Origin of the sequence: Sporosarcina sp. BI001-red, assembly GCF_003384035.1 — a bacterium.
GTDB lineage: Bacteria > Bacillota > Bacilli > Bacillales_A > Planococcaceae > Sporosarcina.
The window spans coordinates 127,404-146,260 of record NZ_QQAK01000009.1 but is presented as its reverse complement, the minus strand read 5'-3'; the positions used below and the strand labels follow the sequence as shown (position 1 = coordinate 146,260).

Sequence of the window (18,857 nt, the reverse complement as noted above, 5' to 3'; positions counted from 1 at the left end):
GGTCATCACTTTTGCTCTAAAAAGACCGTTTCACCACCGTACAGTGTCAGTACCGGCCAACCCGTACATGTTACTCCTGTAAACGGCGTGTTTTTTCCTTTTGATAAAAACGTAGTTGGGTCAATTACTTGCTCAGTCTTCAAATCTAACAATACAAGGTCAGCGATAGCCCCTTCTTCAATCGAACCGTATGGAAGGTTAAATACATCGCATGGTTTCTTCGTAAACCAGTCTATCAGTTGCTTTAATGTCCAGTCTCCATTTTTCACAAAATGCGTATAGAGTAATGGGAATGCTGTTTCAAATCCTGTAATTCCAAACGGTGCAGTTTTGAATCCTGCAGCCTTTTCTTCAGCACTATGAGGTGCATGATCCGTTGCGATGAAATCTAGTGTCCCGTCAAGCAACCCTTCGCGTAGCGCTGCCAAATCTTCGTTTCCTCTTAATGGTGGGTTCATCTTCCAAACTGCATCATCTTCAGGAATATCATGTTCATTGAGCAATAAATGATGGGGTGTCACTTCGGCTGTTACATGAACACCTGCACGTTTTGCATCTCTGATGACGCGAACGGACTCTTTCGTACTGACGTGACAAACGTGATAGTGTGCACCTGCTGCTTCAGCAAGTAAAATATCGCGGGCAATATGAACGGATTCTGCAACGGACGGAATTCCTGGAAGTCCTAGTTCCTTATTCCGGATTCCTTCGTGCATGGCACCACCATAAATGAGCGTGTTATCTTCACAGTGAGCAACGACCGCCATATTCAATTTCGCAGCGTCTTGCATCGTCTCAAGCATCATTCCTGCTTCTTGGATTCCAACTCCGTCATCCGTAAACGCAAACGCGCCATGTTCTTTTAGCTCGGCTAAATTCGTACGCTCTTTTCCAGCTTCCCGGATCGTTATCGATGCATAAGGCAAAACCCGAATGACTGCATTTTTTTCTATCAATTCATTGACATATTCAATATTTTTGATGGTATCTGGAACAGGTCGGGTATTGGGCATCGCACAGATTGTTGTGTAACCGCCCTTTGCAGCAGCTTTCGTACCACTTTCAATCGTTTCTTTATGCTCGCCACCTGGCTCGCGTAAGTGAACGTGGACATCGACAAATCCTGGAGCTAGGCATGAACCGTTGCCTTCAATCACTTCAGCACCTTTTACATCTAAGTTGTGTCCGATTTCCACAACTTTTCCACCTTGAATTCGTACATCCTTTAAGTTTTGTGAACTTTCATCATATAGCCAAATATTTCGGAGCAGCTTGTGCATGTACATTTCCTCCTCGTAAGATCATTTCCATAGCAGCGGCACGGATATAAACACCATTTTCTACAGCTTCATAAACTCTAAGCTTTGGATGAGTTGTCAGGGACTCTGCAATTTCGACCCCCCAGTTGATTGGTGCTGGATGCATGATAATCGCGCTTTCCTTCATCATTGCTGCACGTTCTGTAGTCAATCCATATTGCTCGTGATATGCTTCTTTCGTGAAACTCATCTTTTCATCATGCCGTTCATGTTGTACTCGAAGTAGCATAACAACGTCTGCTTGTTCAATTACATTTTCCCACCCTGGAACAGTCTCATAATCCCCAGACCATTCATTTGGACAGACAAACTGCACATTTGCACCTAGTTTTTGTAACGCTTCTGCGTTCGATGCAGCCACTCGACTGTGTGACAAATCTCCAGCGATGACTACGTTAAGTCCTAGGAAGTAGCCGAACTCTTCTTTTATTGTAAACAGATCCAGCAAAGATTGACTTGGGTGTTGTCCTGTACCATCCCCACCATTGAATACTGGAATCTTAATGCCCTCAAGTTGTTTGTAATATTCTTTTTCAGGATGACGGATGACAACTGCGTTCACACCTAGTGATTCCAATGTTTTAACTGTATCGAAAAGCGTTTCCCCTTTAGTCGTGCTCGAATGACCTGGATCAAATTGGATAATTTCTAACCCTAATTTCCGTTCAGCGATTTCGAAGCTTAGCTTTGTGCGTGTACTTGGCTCAAAAAACAAGTTACTTACTAAATATTTCCCGGGCAATTCCCGAATCCCATGACGCTTCAAGTACTCCGCATAATTCAAGATTTCCATAATATTCTCTTCGCTAAATTGTTTCATCGTAAGTAAGTTATCCATTTCTTCGTCCTCCTCTTAGATAGGGGAAGGTTTAAAAAAAGCCTTCCCAGCATATAGGAAGGCCATTTATGTATGCAGGGCCTTAGTTCAGTCCCTGTCACATAAACCTTTCCTTGTCTCTCTGAACAATGTTAAAAGGTCTAACGTATTTAATTTTCTTTATCTACCAATAGTGGTTCTTCTTGAACATCATCCAACTTATTCTTTTCCCGTCCTGGGAGCACTAAGTTTAGTACCACACCAACGATTGCAGCTAACGCCATTCCTTCAATGTGGAAAGTGTCGCTAAAGTTGATGGACGCACCACCGATTCCAATGACGAGTATGACAGATGTGATGACTAGATTCCGTTGCTTATCAAAGTCTACTTGGTGATCCACCAGCATGCGCAATCCCGATGAAGCGATAATCCCGAATAGCAGGATGGAAATTCCACCAAGCACAGCTGTCGGTATGGTTGAAATCAGTGCCATGACTTTACCTATGAAGGAGAATAGAATCGCGAACACTGCAGCCCCAACGATGACATAGACACTATATACTCGTGTAATTGCCATAACTCCGATGTTTTCACCGTAAGTCGTTTTTGGGGGTCCTCCCAGCAATCCACTGATCAGTGTTCCAATTCCATCACCTAAGAGTGAACGATTTAAACCTGGATCGCGGATGAAATCTCGTTCTACAACTTTACCAAGCACGAGTTGGTGACCGATATGCTCTGAAATCGTTACAATCGCAATTGGAACCATGACGAACAACAAGGTTGGTGTTACAACAAAATCGTAATCGATTCCAGGTATCAGGAATTCTGGAACTGCAAACCACTTCGCCTCAAGTACTGGCTGGAAGTTCAAAATTCCAATTGCTGCTGAGTAAAGATAGCCTACGATAATTCCAATCAAAACCGGCATCAAGCTGATGACACCTCGGAAAAACATGAGACAAATGATTGCTGCCGCTAGTGTGACGATGGCTGCTGAGAAATGAAGGAGACTGTAAGTTGACACACCGTCAATATCTATACGGCTCGCCATACCAACTGCAGTTGGCGCAACTGCAAGACCGATGACCATGATAACCGGTCCCACTACAACTGGCGGTAAAATATTCATGATCCAATTATGTCCGGTCTTCCAAATGACGAGTGACACAATCGCGTAGACTAGAGCAACGAACATACTTCCGATCATTGCACTTCCGATTCCGCCAGTTTTAGTAGCGACCGTTATCGGGACAATGAAAGCGAAGGATGAGCCAAGGTAAGCTGGAACTTTACCTTGAGTGATGACTACAAAGACGAGTGTAGCGATACCACTTGTAAGTAAAGCAATTGCCGGGCTAAGCCCAACGAGTTGCGGAACTAGAATTGTTGCACCGAACATGGCAAACATGTGCTGGAGACTTAAGGCAATCCATTTTCCACTTGCTGGTTTTTCATGAATATCCAATACTTTTTCTGACATTTCTCATGGCCTCCAAGCAGGTTCAATTATCTTGAGTGGATCGTAACGTTATCTTCCCCATCTGATTCAACTAAATTCACGACAACTTTTTCATCACTCGAAGTCGGGATGTTCTTCCCAACGAAATCTGGTCGTATCGGCAGTTCACGATGTCCGCGATCTACGAGGACACCTAGTTGTATGGAAGACGGACGCCCTAAGTCCATGACCGCATCCATTGCTGCACGGACTGTGCGGCCCGTGTAAAGAACGTCATCGATTAGGACTACTTTTTCATCGGATAGACTGTAGTTAATGTCTACTTGTTTGACGAGTGGTTCTTTGTTTTCGTATTTCAATCCAAGGTCGTCCCGGTAAAGGGAGATATCCAGTTCACCGATACGAATTGGCTTGCCTTCAATTTGTTCAATTTTTTCAGCAAGTCGATTTGCAAGATACGCACCTCTAGTTTTGATGCCTACAAGGATACAGTGATCGATCCCTTTGTTGCGTTCAATGATTTCATGTGCAATTCGGGTGAGTGCGCGGTTGATAGCACTTTCATCCAAGATATTCGCTTTTTCTGCCATTTCAATCGACTCCCTTAAATAAAGAATAATTACGACATTTCCTAGATTCTGCTGTCCCTTAACGTTGGTTTTTACACACAAAAAACCTTCCGGTCGTCTTTCGGACAGGAAGGTTTACGTGCGTAAATAGAATTCAGTCGTCAGCGCTCGCAAGCGTGACTCTGAATAACGTGCATCCTTCCCAACCTCTCTGGATTGGCGTTAAAGGTTCGCTATGAAGTCTCTATAACAAGCATACAGGTTGAATTTCTTTACGTCAACCTTTTTGAGATTGCATTTCACTCAGCAACTTTTCGAAGTCTTCGGGCAGTGGTGCTTTGAACTCCATATATTCTTCAGTCACTGGATGAACGAATCCTAGTGTTCCAGCGTGAAGAACTTGTCCATCAAAATCGATTGTTTTTTTCGGGCCATATTTAGGATCTCCCGCAAGCGGATGACCAATATATTTCATATGAACTCGAATTTGATGAGTTCTTCCTGTTTCCAATCGACACTCAACGAGTGTAAAGTCCCCAAATCGCTCCAACACTTTGAAGTGCGTAACCGCATGCTTGCCTGTGTTTTCAACGGACATGCTTTGGCGATCTTTTTGGTTTCTTCCAATAGGTGCATCAATCGTGCCGTTATCATGTGGAATATGGCCGTGAACGAGTGCAGTATAGACACGCGTTACGGATTTCTCCACAAGCTGATTTACGAGAGACGTGTGTGCCTTATCATTTTTAGCGACCATAAGTAATCCTGACGTATCTTTATCAATACGGTGTACAATCCCTGGTCTCATGATGCCATTGATCCCTGACAAATCGGTACAATGAAACATAAGCCCATTCACAAGCGTACCAGTCGTATGTCCAGGGGCTGGATGAACCACCATCCCACTGCGTTTGTTGACAACCAGCACATCACTGTCTTCATAGACAATTTCAAGATTTAAATCTTCAGCTGGCATATTAAGTTCTTCAGGTTCTGGTTCATCGACTGTAAGTGTTTCTCCAACTTTCACCTTATAATTCGCTTTAACGGTAACACCATTCACTAAGACAATTCCGTCTTTTACCCATTGCTGAATAAGAGATCGGGACCAGTCTGCATTTGCAGATGCAAGCGCTTTGTCAATCCGCTCACCTGCTGTCTGTTCTTCAATTACGTATTGAAACTGTTCCATTATGCCACCTTATCTTTCTTGTTCTTTTTTTCTTCTAAAATCAAATGAAGGATCACGAGTATAACACCAATTGTCAAGGATGCATCTGCTACGTTAAATATCGGGAAATCGTAGTTGATGACCGGGATTAGGACGTGAACAAAGTCGACCACTTCGCCTCTTACTATACGGTCTATAAAGTTACCTACAGCGCCTCCAAGCAATAACATTAAACTCCATGCAAATATCGGTTGGTTCTTTCCTTCTTTTTGAAAGTAGTAAACAATTCCGCCTACAACGACAATCGTTACAATTGCAAATAACCACATTTGACCTTCCAACATGCCCCATGCCGCACCGCGATTCCGGTGTGACAGCAAGCCTAGATACGGTTCGATTAAAGGAATTCGTTCTCCGATTTCCATATTAGTAGCGACCAACCATTTTGTCAGCTGATCGACCAAAATAACAAGTGCTGCAATACCATAATAAATGAACAACCCAATTCCCTCCGTCCTGCAGTATCTTGTTTAGTTTATCATACCCTAACCCATCACGCGCAAGTCTAACAGGTGTCAATGAAAAAAGGCGCTGCAAGACCCGTATAGACGGATTGCAGCGCCTGTTTAGTTATTAAGCATAATGATGTGAAACAACGTCTGCGCAACGCTCACACAACTCAGGATAATCCGCGTTTGAGCCGACTGTCTCTGAAATTGTCCAGCAACGTTCACATTTTTCACCAGTTGCTTTTTCAACAGATACTTGACCCGTTGTAAGTGAAACTGCTTTTTCCGCAATCTCCGAAGCTGGCACAGCACTGAATTTCGAAACGATGAAGAATTGAGCAAAGTCAATTTCTTCCGTTGCAAATAGTGGAGCAAGATCTTCACGTACAGCTACAGTTACGTGTGCTTCTAGAGATTTACCAATAACTTTGTTATTACGCGCTTCTTCTAAAGCTTTCAACACATCGTCACGTACAAGCATTAGCTGGTCAAATTGTGCGCGAAGCTCAGACGCTTCAAGGTCTTTAGCTTGTGGCATGTCTGTAAGCTGGATACTTTCCGCTGTTTCGTGTTCCAAGTAAGCCCACATTTCGTCTGCTGTATGTGGCAAGATTGGAGCAACTAGCTTCAATAACGCTAGAAGTGCATCATACATCACTGTTTGCATCGCACGTCGGTGTGGATGATCAGCAGCTTCGATGTAAACAACATCTTTGGCGATATCAAGATAGAACGAGCTTAATGTACCTGTACAGAAAGAATTGATGGCATGATAGACATTCGCAAATTCGTAATGCTCATAAGCCGTTCTCACATCACGAATCAAGTCCTGAAGCTTCACATACACATACTGGTCTACTGGACGTAAGTCTTCAAACGCAACCGTATCTGCATCTGGTGTGAAATCAGACGTATTTCCGTGTAGGAAACGAACTGTGTTACGGATTTTACGATACACTTCAGAAACTTGCTTAAAGTTTGAATCAGATACTCGGACGTCAGCAGTGTAATCTACTGAAGATACCCAAAGACGTAAAATATCTGCTCCATACTGGTTCGTCACTTTAGAAGGAAGGATAACGTTACCAATTGATTTACTCATCTTGCGCCCTTCTCCATCTAATGCAAATCCATGGCTCAGCAAACCTTTATATGGCGCGATCCCGTTAATCGCTACACTTGTCGTCAAGGATGAGTTGAACCACCCACGGTATTGGTCAGATCCTTCGAGATAAAGGTCTGCTGGGTAAGAGAGATCATCGCGCTCTTCAAGAACACCTTGATGAGTTGAACCGGAGTCAAACCACACGTCCATAATATCCGTTTCTTTTGTAAATGTACCATCTGGGCTACCTTCGTGAGAGAAATCTTTCGGCAGTAAATCTTTCGTGTCCCACTCAAACCAGATATTTGAACCGTGTTCACGGAATAATACTGAAATGTGGTCGATTGTTTCATCAGTGATAATCGGTTCGCCATTTTCAGCATAAAACACTGGAATCGGAACTCCCCATACACGTTGACGTGAAATACACCAGTCCCCGCGGTCACGGATCATATTATAAAGTCGTGTTTCACCCCAAGATGGTGTGAAGTTCGTCTTACGGATAGCTTCAAGAAGTTCTTCGCGGAATGATTCGATTGATGCAAACCACTGTGCAGTGGCACGGTAAATAACCGGCTTTTTCGTACGCCAGTCATGCGGATACGAGTGCGTGAAGAACGAAAGCTTTTCAAGTGCTCCTACTTCTTTCAACTTCTCTGTAACGGCTTTGTTTGCATCTTCATAAAATAACCCTTCAAACAGTGGAGCTTCTTCAGTCATCACACCTCTGTCGTTAATGGGAGATAAGACGCCTAAACCATATTGTTTAGATACATAGAAGTCATCTTCACCGTGTCCTGGAGCTGTGTGGACACAACCAGTACCAGCGTCAGCTGTTACGTGTTCACCAAGCATTACAAGTGATTCACGGTCATAAATCGGGTGGCTCGCTGTGATGCGCTCAAGTTCGCGACCTTTGAATTCCCCAGCTGTCGTGTAGTTTTCCCAGCCAAGTTCAGTTGCAAGACTCTCCGCTAAGTCTTTTGCGACTAAGAATTTTTTACCGTTTGCTTCTACAACTGTATAAACAAAGTCAGGATGTACGGAAATTCCTAAGTTTGCTGGAATCGTCCAAGGAGTTGTTGTCCAGATAAGGATATTAACATCTGCATCTAGCACACCCTTACCATCACGAACTGGGAAGCTGACATAGATGGAAGGTGATTTTTTGTCTTGGTATTCAATTTCCGCTTCTGCCAATGCTGTTTCTGATGATGGAGACCAATAGACTGGTTTTAAGCCTTTATAGATATATCCTTTTTTCGCCATATCCCCAAATACTTTAATTTGACGGGATTCAAATTCAGGTTTTAGTGTGATGTATGGGTTATCCCAATCGCCTCGCACACCTAGACGTTTAAACTGTGTACGCTGGTTATCGATTTGTGTGAGTGCATAATCTTTACACATTTCACGGAACTCCGCAATACTGTGTTCTTTACGTTTCACGCCTTTGTTCACAAGCGCTTGTTCAATCGGTAAGCCGTGTGTGTCCCAACCCGGAACATATGGTGCATGGAAGCCTGTCATGGATTTATGACGAACGATGATGTCTTTCAATACTTTGTTAAGGGCGTGGCCCATGTGGAGGTCGCCGTTTGCATATGGAGGGCCGTCATGTAGGATGAACGTTGGTTTCCCTTTTGTCCGCTCCTGTACTTTCGCATACATGCTGTCTTTTTCCCACTGTTCTTGCATTTGCGGCTCTTTCGTCGGTAAACCGCCTCTCATCGGAAAGTCAGTCTTCGGCATAAGTAATGTGTCTTTATAATCCATTCCAATTCCTCCTTTGAAATAATAGCTCATTAATGACGATGTTTCGTTTCGTTACAGACGGACGCTTTCCGAGGGGTTCGATTTCAGCCAAGCGAACCACGAAGCGTTCGCTTTGCCGTATTTCTGCGCTATTTGCAGAAATTAAGGCATCCCGACCACTTGCTCCTAACGCTTCGCTTTCGCTAGTCCCTCCGGAGTCGCCGTCTTTCACTCCACTCCACAGTGTCGACAACGTGATTTCTTTGAATAAAAATAAAACATCAAAAAATCCCCGTCCCTGTAAAAGGGACGAGGACTGTGCTCGCGATACCACCCTAGTTGCAGCCAAATAAAACCGACTACCTCTCGAACACCGTAACGGGGTGTGCTCCGGGATTACTGCTGTAATCCGGCTCCAGAGTGATCTTCCTTTCCAACCTGCAGTCGGGCTCCCACTATCCCCAACTCGCTAATTCACAGCCTACTTGGAAAGTACTGTCTCTTTCAGCGCCTGTCATTCAATATGAACCATATTATAGAATTGAACTGCTCCTAAAGTCAAGTGACGATTATTCGCGATCAGCTGCTGCTTCCAGTTGTTTTGTATTCTGTTCATAGTCCAGAAGCGTATCCCAATCGTCCATCTTCACTAAATCCAACTGTGCTTCTATCAGCATGCGGAAGCGATTACGGAATACTTTGGACTGTTTTTTCAAATCTTCGATCTCAATTGAAATTTCACGTGAACGAGACAGCGCCTCATTCACAATACGGTCCGCGTTCTTTTCAGCTTCTTTAATGATGAGCTTGGATTCTTGGGTAGAATTTCTGCGTACATCTTCTGCCGCCTCTTGAGCGATCATGATTGATTTTTGTAACGTCTCTTCGATTGCATTAAAGTGAGCCACTTGCTCTTCTTTTTCTTTCAATTTTCGTGTTAGTTCCTTGTTCTCTTCAAGCATGTTTTCATAGTCTTTCATGAGTTGCTCGAGGAATTCGTTTACCTCATCCTCATCATATCCACGCCATCTGCTACCGAACGTTTTATTATGTATATCAATTGGTGTAAGCGCCATGCAAGTCTCTCCCCTTTTGATGTTCGTTATACGTTATATCGTTGACTATAACAGAAAACAGACTTTTTCTAAAGTCTGTCCATAAAAATCATTCCAACTTCCCAGTAACCAAACGAATTTTATCCTTCTTTGTCCTACCTTCAATCGCGATTATTTTAAACCGCCCATGACCTCTAATGGAAAGAATATCAGACTCATTTAACTCAAACGATGGTTGATCCACTTCACGCCAATTCACTTTTACTTTGCCTCCATGAATGTTTGCTGCGGACTTCTGCCGAGCAACATTTAACAATGCTGCAATGACTGTATCTAGTCTAAGTGAACTGATGATTTGAGTTTCTTCAACCCAAACCTCCTCAAGCGTAATCCATTCTTCACGATCCGGCAATTCCGTTAGATGGATCTTTGCTTTACCAGCTGAGGTGAAATTGGTAGTCAAATACGTACTTAACTCCATCACACTCGCCAACTGAACATCCCCGTCTTTTAATCGGATGTCGCCGAATTTTGCCCGGTCCAAACCAAGTCCCATTAACGCACCGAGAACGGTAGGATGCTCTAATGTCAGAAACTTGGTAGCGTAACGTACATCGAAGATAACATTTTGGAAGTCATCGCGAGTCGGTTCGTAGTAATCCGGATAAATGAGCATTCTCTTCCGCTCAGCACTTTCAAATCCACCATCCTCCGCTACGAGTAAGCCACTTCCTTTAACGACGGATTCCACAATAAAACGCTGACGCGGATCCAGATAATCGGTCAATTTAGGGGAATATAAGTCCTCTACCTCTCTTGCCCAGTCCATGGCCATTTCTATAAAGGGCTGCTCTTCTTTTCTAAAGTGTTGTAAGATGCCATCCATTGTACTCGTCTCCTTATAGAAAAATCCCCACAGCGTGAGGATTGGTTCAACTATGAGATAGTTTAGTTACTTATTCAAAACATACGTGAAAGCCAAATAAACACGGGCGCTAAGCCTCGACCAATAAGTTGCAAAGCAAATAACGCTACAATCGGAGATATGTCGATCATTCCTAGTGGTGGAATGAAGTTTCGGAAAAACCCTAAGTATGGTTCTGTAATCTTCCCAAGTATTTTACCGAGTTTGGTTTCTCTTGAAGCAGGTACCCACGACATTAAAATATAGATGACGAGGAGCACGGAGTAAATCGAAAGGGCTGAAGCTATTACTCGATAGATTTGATACAGTAGTAAATCCATTACAGTTGGTACACCTCATTTAGTTTCTTTCATTCAAATAGTCGGAGATCGAGCCATTCACTTCTACGTTTTCCGGAACGCAGAGGAAGATGTCTGTGCCAATTCTTTGTATATCTCCATTCAGCGCATACACAGAACCACTAAGGAAATCTACGATTCGGATTCCTTGTTCGCGATCGATACGCTGCAAATTGACAATAACCGCTCGCTTATTTGTCAGATGTTCTGAAATATCTTGAGCTTCAGCATAGACACGGGGCTCAACTAAAATAACTTTTGATGATTTTTGGACGCTTTGTAAGCTCACAATGTTCCCGCCAGTCTGAGGTTCCTTACGATTCTGTTTCGGCAGAGGAGCATTTTTCATGGAAGATTGTTTACTAGGCTTCCGCTCCGGCAGTGTTGGAGCTGTTTGCTGCTTTGCCGTTGCTTCTTGCGCTGCTGCCTCTTCTTCGTCAAGGTAAAACCATTTTTCGAATTTGCCTTTAATACTCATTCGTCTCCCTCGCTCTCCGAACCGACGAGTGCAGTCCCAATTCGCACATGGGTTGCGCCCTCTTCGATTGCAATACTGTAATCATTCGACATCCCCATGGACAATTTGGTTAACGGTGCGTGTTGCATGTGTTTAGCTGCAAGCCCATCTCGCAATTCCCGCAAGTCTCTAAAGACTTTTCGGATTTCATCTTGATCTTCAGTGAGTGGAGCCATTGTCATAAGACCAATCACTCGTATTTTATCATATCCGCTTAATGACTCGATAAAACTTTGCGTTTGGGTAGGCGACAATCCTGATTTCGAATCTTCTCCGGAAACGTTAACTTGTACGAAACAGTCAATCGGTTCAACTGCCCGTTTCTGAATTTCCTTTGCTATGCTCAAACGATCCAAAGAGTGGAGATAATCAATGCGTTCTATAATTTCTTTTACTTTACGACTTTGCACATTTCCGATGAAATGCCAAACAGCTCCTTGAGGAATTGCATGTTGTTTCGCAAGAAGTCCTTCAGGTCGGTTCTCTCCTAAGTGAATGATCCCTTGGTCCAATACATTTTGTGTACGAACTTCAGACACTTGCTTTGTAACTGCAATAACCGTAACTTCATCACGATCTCTGCCGACACGTTCACATGCCTGGGAGATAGACTCTTCGATTGTATTTATCCGCTGCTGTAATGGTGTCATCTTAATCACTACTTTTCTCGATACTTTGTTCTATTGTACCAATCAGACACCTAGTTATCAACGATAAGTCACTTTTTAGGCTCTTTCTTTTGAATAAGTACGATATCTTTTCCAATCGTTACAACTTCATCGTAACCAAACTGCTTTTGGTCTTTAATGCGCATTTCCATAAACAATGATCGTTCCGTATCTCCAATATGCAACGTATCAATTTTCCCACTTGTAATATCGATCGCCGCATCTTGAATGAACCCAAGAAATTTCCCGCGTTGCATATCAATCACTTCTTTTTTTTGAAATTCTGAAAAGCGCATAGAAATCCCCCTTTTTCATATTCTATGCAGATAGGCGTACAAAAAAAACGCAATGCTGAAATCGCATTGCGTCCTAGATTATTTACTTTGTTCCATTCCTTCTCTAATTTGAGCAATTGCTTGCTTCTCCAACCGGGAAATTTGAGCCTGAGAAATACCGAGCTCCCGAGCAATTTCAGTCTGTGTTTGACCAAGATAAAACCGTTTCGACAAAATCAGCTGTTGTCGAGTATCAAGTCCTGTCATCGTTTCCTTCATAGATACATAAGTTGACCAGCGTTCTTCTGATACAGTTTTATCATGTAGTTGATCCATCATATACACAGGGTCCCCGCCATCACCATTCATCGGTTCGTGAAGAGACATAGGATCTTGTATCGCATCAAGTGCAAATAAGATATCCTCTTCCGGGATGTCCGTCATTTTAGCTAAGTCCGAAATCTTTGGTTCTTTTTGATTTTGATTGATGAATTCTTCTTTTGCACGAATTGCTTTATACGCAATATCGCGGAGGGATCGTGACACTCGAACGGAATGATGATCTCTCAAATGTCGCTTGATTTCGCCGACAATCATAGGAACTGCATACGTTGAAAATCGGACATTATGCTTTAAATCGAAGTTGTCAATCGATTTCAGCAGCCCCACACAACCGACCTGAAACAAATCATCTGCTTGTTCTCCTCGATAGGCAAATCGTTGCACAAGGCTAAGGACGAGGCGCAAATTCGCAGTTACGAGTTCGTCTCTAGCTAATTCATCTCCACTTTGTAGGCGGATGAATGTTTTCTTCATGACTTCACTCGACAGAAGCGGCAAAGTAGATGTATCTATACCGCAAATTTCCACTCTTGTACGTACCATCTGAATTCCTCCGTATTCTGTAGATGACTGTACGAGATAGCTTATCCTCTGAGTGGAGTTCTATGCGGTTTTCAGAAACACCAATTTCACCCATTACGCAATTGGATGATTTAATTGCTCTCTAAGTTCTGAGATGATTTTCTTCTCCAAACGAGAAATATATGATTGGGAAATACCAAGTAAATCAGCAACTTCCTTCTGCGTCATTTCAATTTTACCAGTCAGTCCGAATCTGCATTCCATAATGTGACGTTCTCGATCACTGAGTGTTGTTACAGCATCAATCATATGTTGACGCTCGATTTTCTTTTCGACATCATCTGTAATAATATCTTCATCCGTTCCTAAAATATCAGATAGCAACAGCTCGTTTCCATCCGCATCAGAATTGAGGGGTTCGTCAAAAGAAATCTCAGACCGCGTTCGATTCGTTTTACGTAAGTGCATCAAGATTTCGTTTTCAATACAACGCGATGCGTAAGTTGCCAATTTTATATTTTTATCACTCTTGAACGTTTCAATTGCTTTGATCAAACCAATTGCCCCGATACTGATTAAGTCTTCGATGTGCGTATTAGTATTGTCAAATCGTCTTGCGATATAGACAACAAGACGTAAATTCTTCTCAATTAACCGATCCCTTGCTTGTTGGTCCCCCGCCATATAAGCAGCAATTGTTTCCGCTTCTTCTTCTCTCGTAAGGGGTTTGGGTAACGATTCATGTCCACCAATATAGTACGTTCCATTTTTCTTTTTAAAGATTCCAGCAAGTACCGAGAGCCATTTTTTCAATTCATGTAGCATGAAGCATTCCCCTTTCTTCTTCTCTCGTTTCCAAGGCAGATACATGTAAGATTGCGGATGCACCCTGTGGATAGCGGGCATCATCAGCTGTCAAAACGATATAGCCTTTTTCAAGTGATCGATTCCCTTCCAATTCCCAGTCGTTAAAACGAATGCCAACAGCCCAATTCGCACCCTCAACCGTTTGAATCCGAATGAGACGCAATTGCTTACTAAACCGTTCAGGAAATTGTGACAAGTCCGGAATTGCGCCTTGTTCGTTCCCAATCCGCTGAAAGCTATTGAGTAAGTCATCTGGAATATTCTGCTTAACAGCTCGAAGCGATACAAAATGGACAGCATCATTGGACAACGGCTCGGTACAGCTATTGCCTGTGTCGATAAAAACGCGTAGCTGTATTGAAGAATGGAATAGATGCAATTCCGAGTCGCACGCAAACTCTGAAAACCTGCTAATTTTACGAACATCCAACCATTTTACTTTTACTAATTGGAGACAACAATATGCAAGCGCCACATAGATGATTAAACGATACTGAAAGCTTTGACCTAATTGACTGAATGGAAGTGCGGATAACAATCCACCGGCTAAGAACGCCCCAATGAGCACGAGCCCTACGGATGCTTTCCATAGACGTGCAGAAAAACCGAATGCACAGACTGTCATGATTGCAAACGCAGTTAACGAGGCTACAAAAGAGCCAGGGAAAACAACCGCTGGAATCGCACCTGCAAAAGCTGCCAATGCCAATCGTTTCTTACTAATTTTGGTATCTCCGGTCGCATTGGCAAATGACAGAACTGTATAATTGAAAACCATATTGATGATGATCATGACTTCCCCATACATAGGCTGTCCTCCTTGTTTGCAAGATTACCATTATTCCATCACGAGTTTTGTCACTTTACGGTATGGACAAGAAAGAAAAGTTCGACAGGTTTTCCGAAAGAAGAACACAAAAAAACCTCCGGCTCAATTGCCGAAGGCTGGTACCTATCAATTATTTGCGACGACGATTCCGCAAGAACGTTGGGATATCTAAACCATCGTCTTGTTGAGTCTGTTGTTGGCTGCGAGCAGTTTCTTGGTGAGCCGGCTGCTGGTGTTGCGGTTCTTCGTGACGAATTTGATTGTTCGGTGTCGGATTACTTTGAGGCGCCTGTGTCTCACGCTGACGAATTCCACCATACCCTGATGTGCGGCTTCCACGCACTTGAGTGATTTGTTCATCTGTGAACCCAGTCGCAATGACCGTCACGATGATTTCGTCTTTCAAATCATCATTGATAACTGAACCGAAGATCATGTTCACATCTTCATCTGAAGCTGAAGCAACAATATCAGCAGCTTCTTGAACTTCAAATAGACTTAGGTTGGATCCACCTGTAATGTTCATCAATACACCTTTTGCACCATCGATTGATGTTTCAAGCAATGGGCTGGAGATTGCTTTTTTAGCGGCTTCAGATGCACGGTTTTCACCAGTGGACATCCCGATTCCCATAAGTGCTGATCCTTTGTTGGACATAATCGTTTTCACATCGGCGAAGTCCAAGTTAATAAGACCCGGTACAGCGATCAAATCTGAAATACCTTGAACACCTTGACGTAGAACATTATCCGCTTCGCGGAATGCTTCAAGCATCGGCGTGTTTTTGTCTACAATTTCAAGCAACTTATCATTTGGAATGACAATAAGTGTATCGACAGATTCTTTCATTGCAGTAATACCGCCGATTGCTTGTGTAGAACGTTTACGCCCTTCAAATGTGAATGGACGAGTCACAACACCAACTGTTAAAGCTCCAATGTCTTTGGCGATTTGAGCGATGACAGGTGCCGCTCCAGTACCTGTACCACCACCCATACCTGCAGTAACAAAGACCATATCAGCGCCTCGAAGCGCCTCTTCCAACTGTTCTCGACTTTCTTCTGCAGCCTTCTTACCGACTTCCGGGTTAGCTCCAGCTCCTAAACCACGTGTCAATTTCCCACCAATTTGAAGTTTCACTTCAGCTAGGGATAAGTTAAGAGCTTGTGCATCCGTGTTCACCGCAATGAACTCTACACCTTGCACTCCATGCTCAATCATTCTATTTACTGCGTTATTTCCGCCGCCACCAACACCGATTACTTTGATAACTGCGAGCGCTTCAATATTCGTATCAAACTCTAGCATCTCTTCTCCTCCTAATCATTCAACGTCTCATTTGGAACTCAAATTTATTCAAAAAAACTATCAAAAAAGCGTTTTGTTTTGCCAAGTAAGGAATCTTTTTCTTGTTTCGGTTCTTGACTCTTTCTCTTAGCAGGTGCAGCAGCTGTTTCGTCAAATGCTTGTCCCATTGGTTCGGAGTGACCTTCCCCAAAGAATGCATCCTCCATACTCGCATAACGAATGAGTCCGACCGCTGTTGAGTACATCGGTTCACGAACACCGATATATTCTGGCGTATGGATCCGGACGCGAGTATTGAGCACATGACGTGCCAGTTGCAAAATGCCATCCATTTTAGTCGTGCCACCTGTTAGCACAACACCACCCGGAAGATCTCGGATCCCCAAGTGATATAGCTCTTCAAGGACAAGCTCAAACAGCTCCTCGAGCCTCACGCCGATAATCTCCGATATGTATTTTTGGCTATACTGATCTTTTGTATCTGCACCAATTACTGGAACTTCAAATAACTCGTCGTCAGATGCGTCATCGTAAAATGCATGACCATATTGGTGCTTGATTTTTCTTGCTTGTTCAGTTGGTGTCTTCAAAATGATTGAGAGATCCTTTGTAATATGATCTCCACCTACTGGAAGTACTTTCGTTGCGGCGAATCGATTTTCCCAAAACACAGAAACAGTCGTTGAACCGCCACCAATGTCTATGAACGCCGTACCATGATTCATTTCGTCTTCTGTTAATGCAAACGTTCCGGAAGCGAGCGGTTGCAAGTAAATTTCACGAATGGATAGTCCTGCTCGTTCTACACAACGAAGGATATTGTGTACAAGTGTTTTTGACGTGGTAATCATCGTGCCGTCCATTTCTAGACGAACTCCGATCATCCCTCTCGGATCTTTTATCTCATCATAATCATCCACGATGAATTGCTTCGGAATGATATTAACAATTTCTCGTTCAGGTGCAACAGACATAACTTGTGCAGACTCCATGACACGATCCAGATCATCGTCTGTAATTTCGCGGTTCACAGAGTTAACAGCAACAACTCCTTTTACATCTTGAAGCGTAACACCATTAGATGGAATTCCAAGTACAACCTCTGTAACTTGTAATCCCGTCATCCGTTCTGCTTGTTCAACAGCTTTCCGGATAGATTGAACTGTTGCGTCAATGTCCACAATGGATCCTTTACGGATACCGGCAGATTGAACATTGCCGACCCCGATCACATGTAGGGATCCGCCATCCACCTCGCCGATTAGGACTTTGATAGTGGAGGACCCGATGTCGAGTGATACATACATATTTGACTGACTCATCTTTGGCACCTCCCATTGCGACTCTTCTTCCATTCTATTGTATTCTTACTGCATTGTCTAAATATTTTCGACATCCCCTCTCGAAATCCTCTCATTTTGAAGTATTTGTCGTAGAAACTTTACGATACTCTGACCATTTAGTGAGTAATACCCGTCGGATAACGGCTAGATTCTGGAATAACCGGACTCCAAATGCGAAGATGGCGGCTAAATAAAGATCCACACCTAAGTGTACGCCAAGAAATGCAAGTCCTGCAGCTAGTAAAATATTGAAGAAAAATCCTGTGATGAACACTTGATCATCATATACCCGTTGTAAGTGAGCTCGGATTCCTCCTAGTAATGTATCGAGTGCTGCCAATACAGCAATTGACAAATAATTACCGTATTCTTGTGGGATATGGATATCTGAGAGAAATCCAAGCGATACCCCAAGTATTAGTCCCAATATTGGCAACCACATTTGTCAGCCCCCCTTTGGCAGTTCTTTGAGAAATCGATTCTCAAATTTATCGATACGACCATTTATCGTTACTTCAGATTGAGGTTGTCCAATCTCTAATACAAAATCATCTAAGTAAAAATCATCGAGAATCGATGAGGATTGTAAAAAGTTATATAACTTTTCACTACTCTCCATATCCCCAGATAGGATTTTTATTTGGAAGGGAGGTAGCGACACTGGCAGTCCATTCACTGTAGTCTCACCGTTTATATCCCGGATGGCACTTAACGCAGTCACACGTTTTCCATCTATCTCCATGTCAATCCCTTTAAAACGGTTCACGTCATTGACAAAGCGCGTTAGCAATTCAGGACTCACTTCGTGAAGTGGTGTACCGAATGCAACACTTTCTTCCGATGGGACGACATCTATGACAATGCCCGGCCCCGTTTTGTCGATCATTCCAGCTTGTTGGTATAAACCGTGAACTGTATCGGCTAATGCCTTTCCTGCACTTGCGCCTTCAGATGCATTGTACTTCCCAAGTGTTTGGTCCAACGCACGAACTTCAGTCAATAGTTCCGAATGGAGTTTTCGTTCCTTTGCTAACTCGTTCCTGATCGCCCACGAGTCCCGCGTATCTCGCTCTTCCGGCTGCTGAACAGTATTATACTGGACGGCAACCATAAAACCGACAATGAGCAGGATGAAAGTGAACATCCATTTACGCTTCAT

At 43.2% G+C, this 18,857-nt stretch carries 21 protein-coding genes and 1 other annotated feature; all 21 genes read right to left on the bottom strand.

Annotated features, from left to right (window positions below; translation table 11 throughout):
* Positions 1-5: 5 nt before the first annotated feature.
* The gene (locus DVB69_RS02500; protein WP_116016234.1) at positions 6-1,280 is read right to left on the bottom strand and encodes a dihydroorotase; all 1,275 of its coding nucleotides are present in this window, start codon (positions 1,278-1,280) and stop codon (positions 6-8) included.
* Positions 1,246-2,157, bottom strand: coding sequence for an aspartate carbamoyltransferase catalytic subunit (locus DVB69_RS02495; protein ID WP_116016232.1), 912 nt, complete (start codon positions 2,155-2,157; stop codon positions 1,246-1,248). Before DVB69_RS02495 ends, DVB69_RS02500 begins: the two co-directional genes overlap by 35 nt.
* 149 nt (positions 2,158-2,306) lie before the next feature.
* Positions 2,307-3,620 carry a solute carrier family 23 protein gene (locus tag DVB69_RS02490; RefSeq protein WP_116016230.1) on the bottom strand — a complete coding sequence of 438 codons (1,314 nt, stop codon included), beginning with the start codon at positions 3,618-3,620 and terminating at the stop codon, positions 2,307-2,309.
* A 26-nt stretch (positions 3,621-3,646) separates the two neighbouring features.
* A complete protein-coding gene (gene pyrR, locus DVB69_RS02485; RefSeq protein ID WP_116016228.1) occupies positions 3,647-4,189 on the bottom strand; it encodes a bifunctional pyr operon transcriptional regulator/uracil phosphoribosyltransferase PyrR in 543 nt (180 codons plus the stop codon).
* A gap of 256 nt (positions 4,190-4,445) precedes the next feature.
* Complete coding sequence (locus tag DVB69_RS02480) at positions 4,446-5,360, bottom strand: RluA family pseudouridine synthase (protein WP_116016226.1); 915 nt, start codon at positions 5,358-5,360, stop codon at positions 4,446-4,448.
* Positions 5,360-5,839 (bottom strand): signal peptidase II, encoded by a 480-nt coding sequence (lspA, locus tag DVB69_RS02475; protein WP_116016224.1) that lies wholly within the window; start codon positions 5,837-5,839, stop codon positions 5,360-5,362. The genes DVB69_RS02480 and lspA overlap by 1 nt, the downstream gene beginning before the upstream one ends.
* 133 nt (positions 5,840-5,972) lie before the next feature.
* A complete protein-coding gene (ileS, locus tag DVB69_RS02470) occupies positions 5,973-8,729 on the bottom strand; it encodes an isoleucine--tRNA ligase (RefSeq protein ID WP_116016222.1) in 2,757 nt (918 codons plus the stop codon).
* On the bottom strand, positions 8,719-8,961 hold the full coding sequence (locus DVB69_RS02465) for a hypothetical protein (protein WP_147300751.1): 243 nt from the start codon (positions 8,959-8,961) through the stop codon (positions 8,719-8,721). The genes ileS and DVB69_RS02465 overlap by 11 nt, the downstream gene beginning before the upstream one ends.
* Before the next feature lie 49 nt (positions 8,962-9,010).
* Positions 9,011-9,225, bottom strand: a binding site (T-box leader).
* Between the two features lie 52 nt (positions 9,226-9,277).
* On the bottom strand, positions 9,278-9,784 hold the full coding sequence (locus tag DVB69_RS02460; RefSeq protein ID WP_116016218.1) for a DivIVA domain-containing protein: 507 nt from the start codon (positions 9,782-9,784) through the stop codon (positions 9,278-9,280).
* An 88-nt stretch (positions 9,785-9,872) separates the two neighbouring features.
* Positions 9,873-10,649 carry a YlmH family RNA-binding protein gene (locus DVB69_RS02455; protein ID WP_116016216.1) on the bottom strand — a complete coding sequence of 259 codons (777 nt, stop codon included), beginning with the start codon at positions 10,647-10,649 and terminating at the stop codon, positions 9,873-9,875.
* A gap of 74 nt (positions 10,650-10,723) precedes the next feature.
* Entirely contained in the window at positions 10,724-11,008 is a 285-nt protein-coding gene (locus tag DVB69_RS02450) for a YggT family protein (protein WP_116016214.1), read from the bottom strand.
* 19 nt (positions 11,009-11,027) lie between these two features.
* Positions 11,028-11,504: a cell division protein SepF gene (locus DVB69_RS02445; protein WP_116016212.1), complete on the bottom strand. Its 477-nt coding sequence runs from the start codon at positions 11,502-11,504 to the stop codon at positions 11,028-11,030.
* A complete protein-coding gene (locus DVB69_RS02440) occupies positions 11,501-12,193 on the bottom strand; it encodes a YggS family pyridoxal phosphate-dependent enzyme (protein WP_116016210.1) in 693 nt (230 codons plus the stop codon). Before DVB69_RS02440 ends, DVB69_RS02445 begins: the two co-directional genes overlap by 4 nt.
* Positions 12,194-12,261: 68 nt before the next feature.
* The gene (locus DVB69_RS02435; RefSeq protein WP_116016208.1) at positions 12,262-12,507 is read right to left on the bottom strand and encodes a PRC-barrel domain-containing protein; all 246 of its coding nucleotides are present in this window, start codon (positions 12,505-12,507) and stop codon (positions 12,262-12,264) included.
* Between the two features lie 78 nt (positions 12,508-12,585).
* Complete coding sequence (sigG, locus tag DVB69_RS02430; RefSeq protein WP_116016206.1) at positions 12,586-13,371, bottom strand: RNA polymerase sporulation sigma factor SigG; 786 nt, start codon at positions 13,369-13,371, stop codon at positions 12,586-12,588.
* A 93-nt stretch (positions 13,372-13,464) separates the two neighbouring features.
* Complete coding sequence (gene sigE / locus DVB69_RS02425) at positions 13,465-14,175, bottom strand: RNA polymerase sporulation sigma factor SigE (RefSeq protein WP_025785135.1); 711 nt, start codon at positions 14,173-14,175, stop codon at positions 13,465-13,467.
* Complete coding sequence (locus DVB69_RS02420) at positions 14,165-15,025, bottom strand: sigma-E processing peptidase SpoIIGA (protein WP_116016204.1); 861 nt, start codon at positions 15,023-15,025, stop codon at positions 14,165-14,167. Before DVB69_RS02420 ends, sigE begins: the two co-directional genes overlap by 11 nt.
* Before the next feature lie 151 nt (positions 15,026-15,176).
* Entirely contained in the window at positions 15,177-16,355 is a 1,179-nt protein-coding gene (gene ftsZ / locus DVB69_RS02415; protein ID WP_116016202.1) for a cell division protein FtsZ, read from the bottom strand.
* Between the two features lie 44 nt (positions 16,356-16,399).
* Positions 16,400-17,677, bottom strand: a complete 1,278-nt coding sequence (gene ftsA, locus DVB69_RS02410) for a cell division protein FtsA (RefSeq protein ID WP_116016200.1) — start codon at positions 17,675-17,677, stop codon at positions 16,400-16,402.
* Positions 17,678-17,768: 91 nt separating this feature from the next.
* Entirely contained in the window at positions 17,769-18,140 is a 372-nt protein-coding gene (locus DVB69_RS02405; protein ID WP_116016198.1) for a small basic family protein, read from the bottom strand.
* A 3-nt stretch (positions 18,141-18,143) separates the two neighbouring features.
* Positions 18,144-18,857: a DUF881 domain-containing protein gene (locus DVB69_RS02400; RefSeq protein WP_116016196.1), complete on the bottom strand. Its 714-nt coding sequence runs from the start codon at positions 18,855-18,857 to the stop codon at positions 18,144-18,146.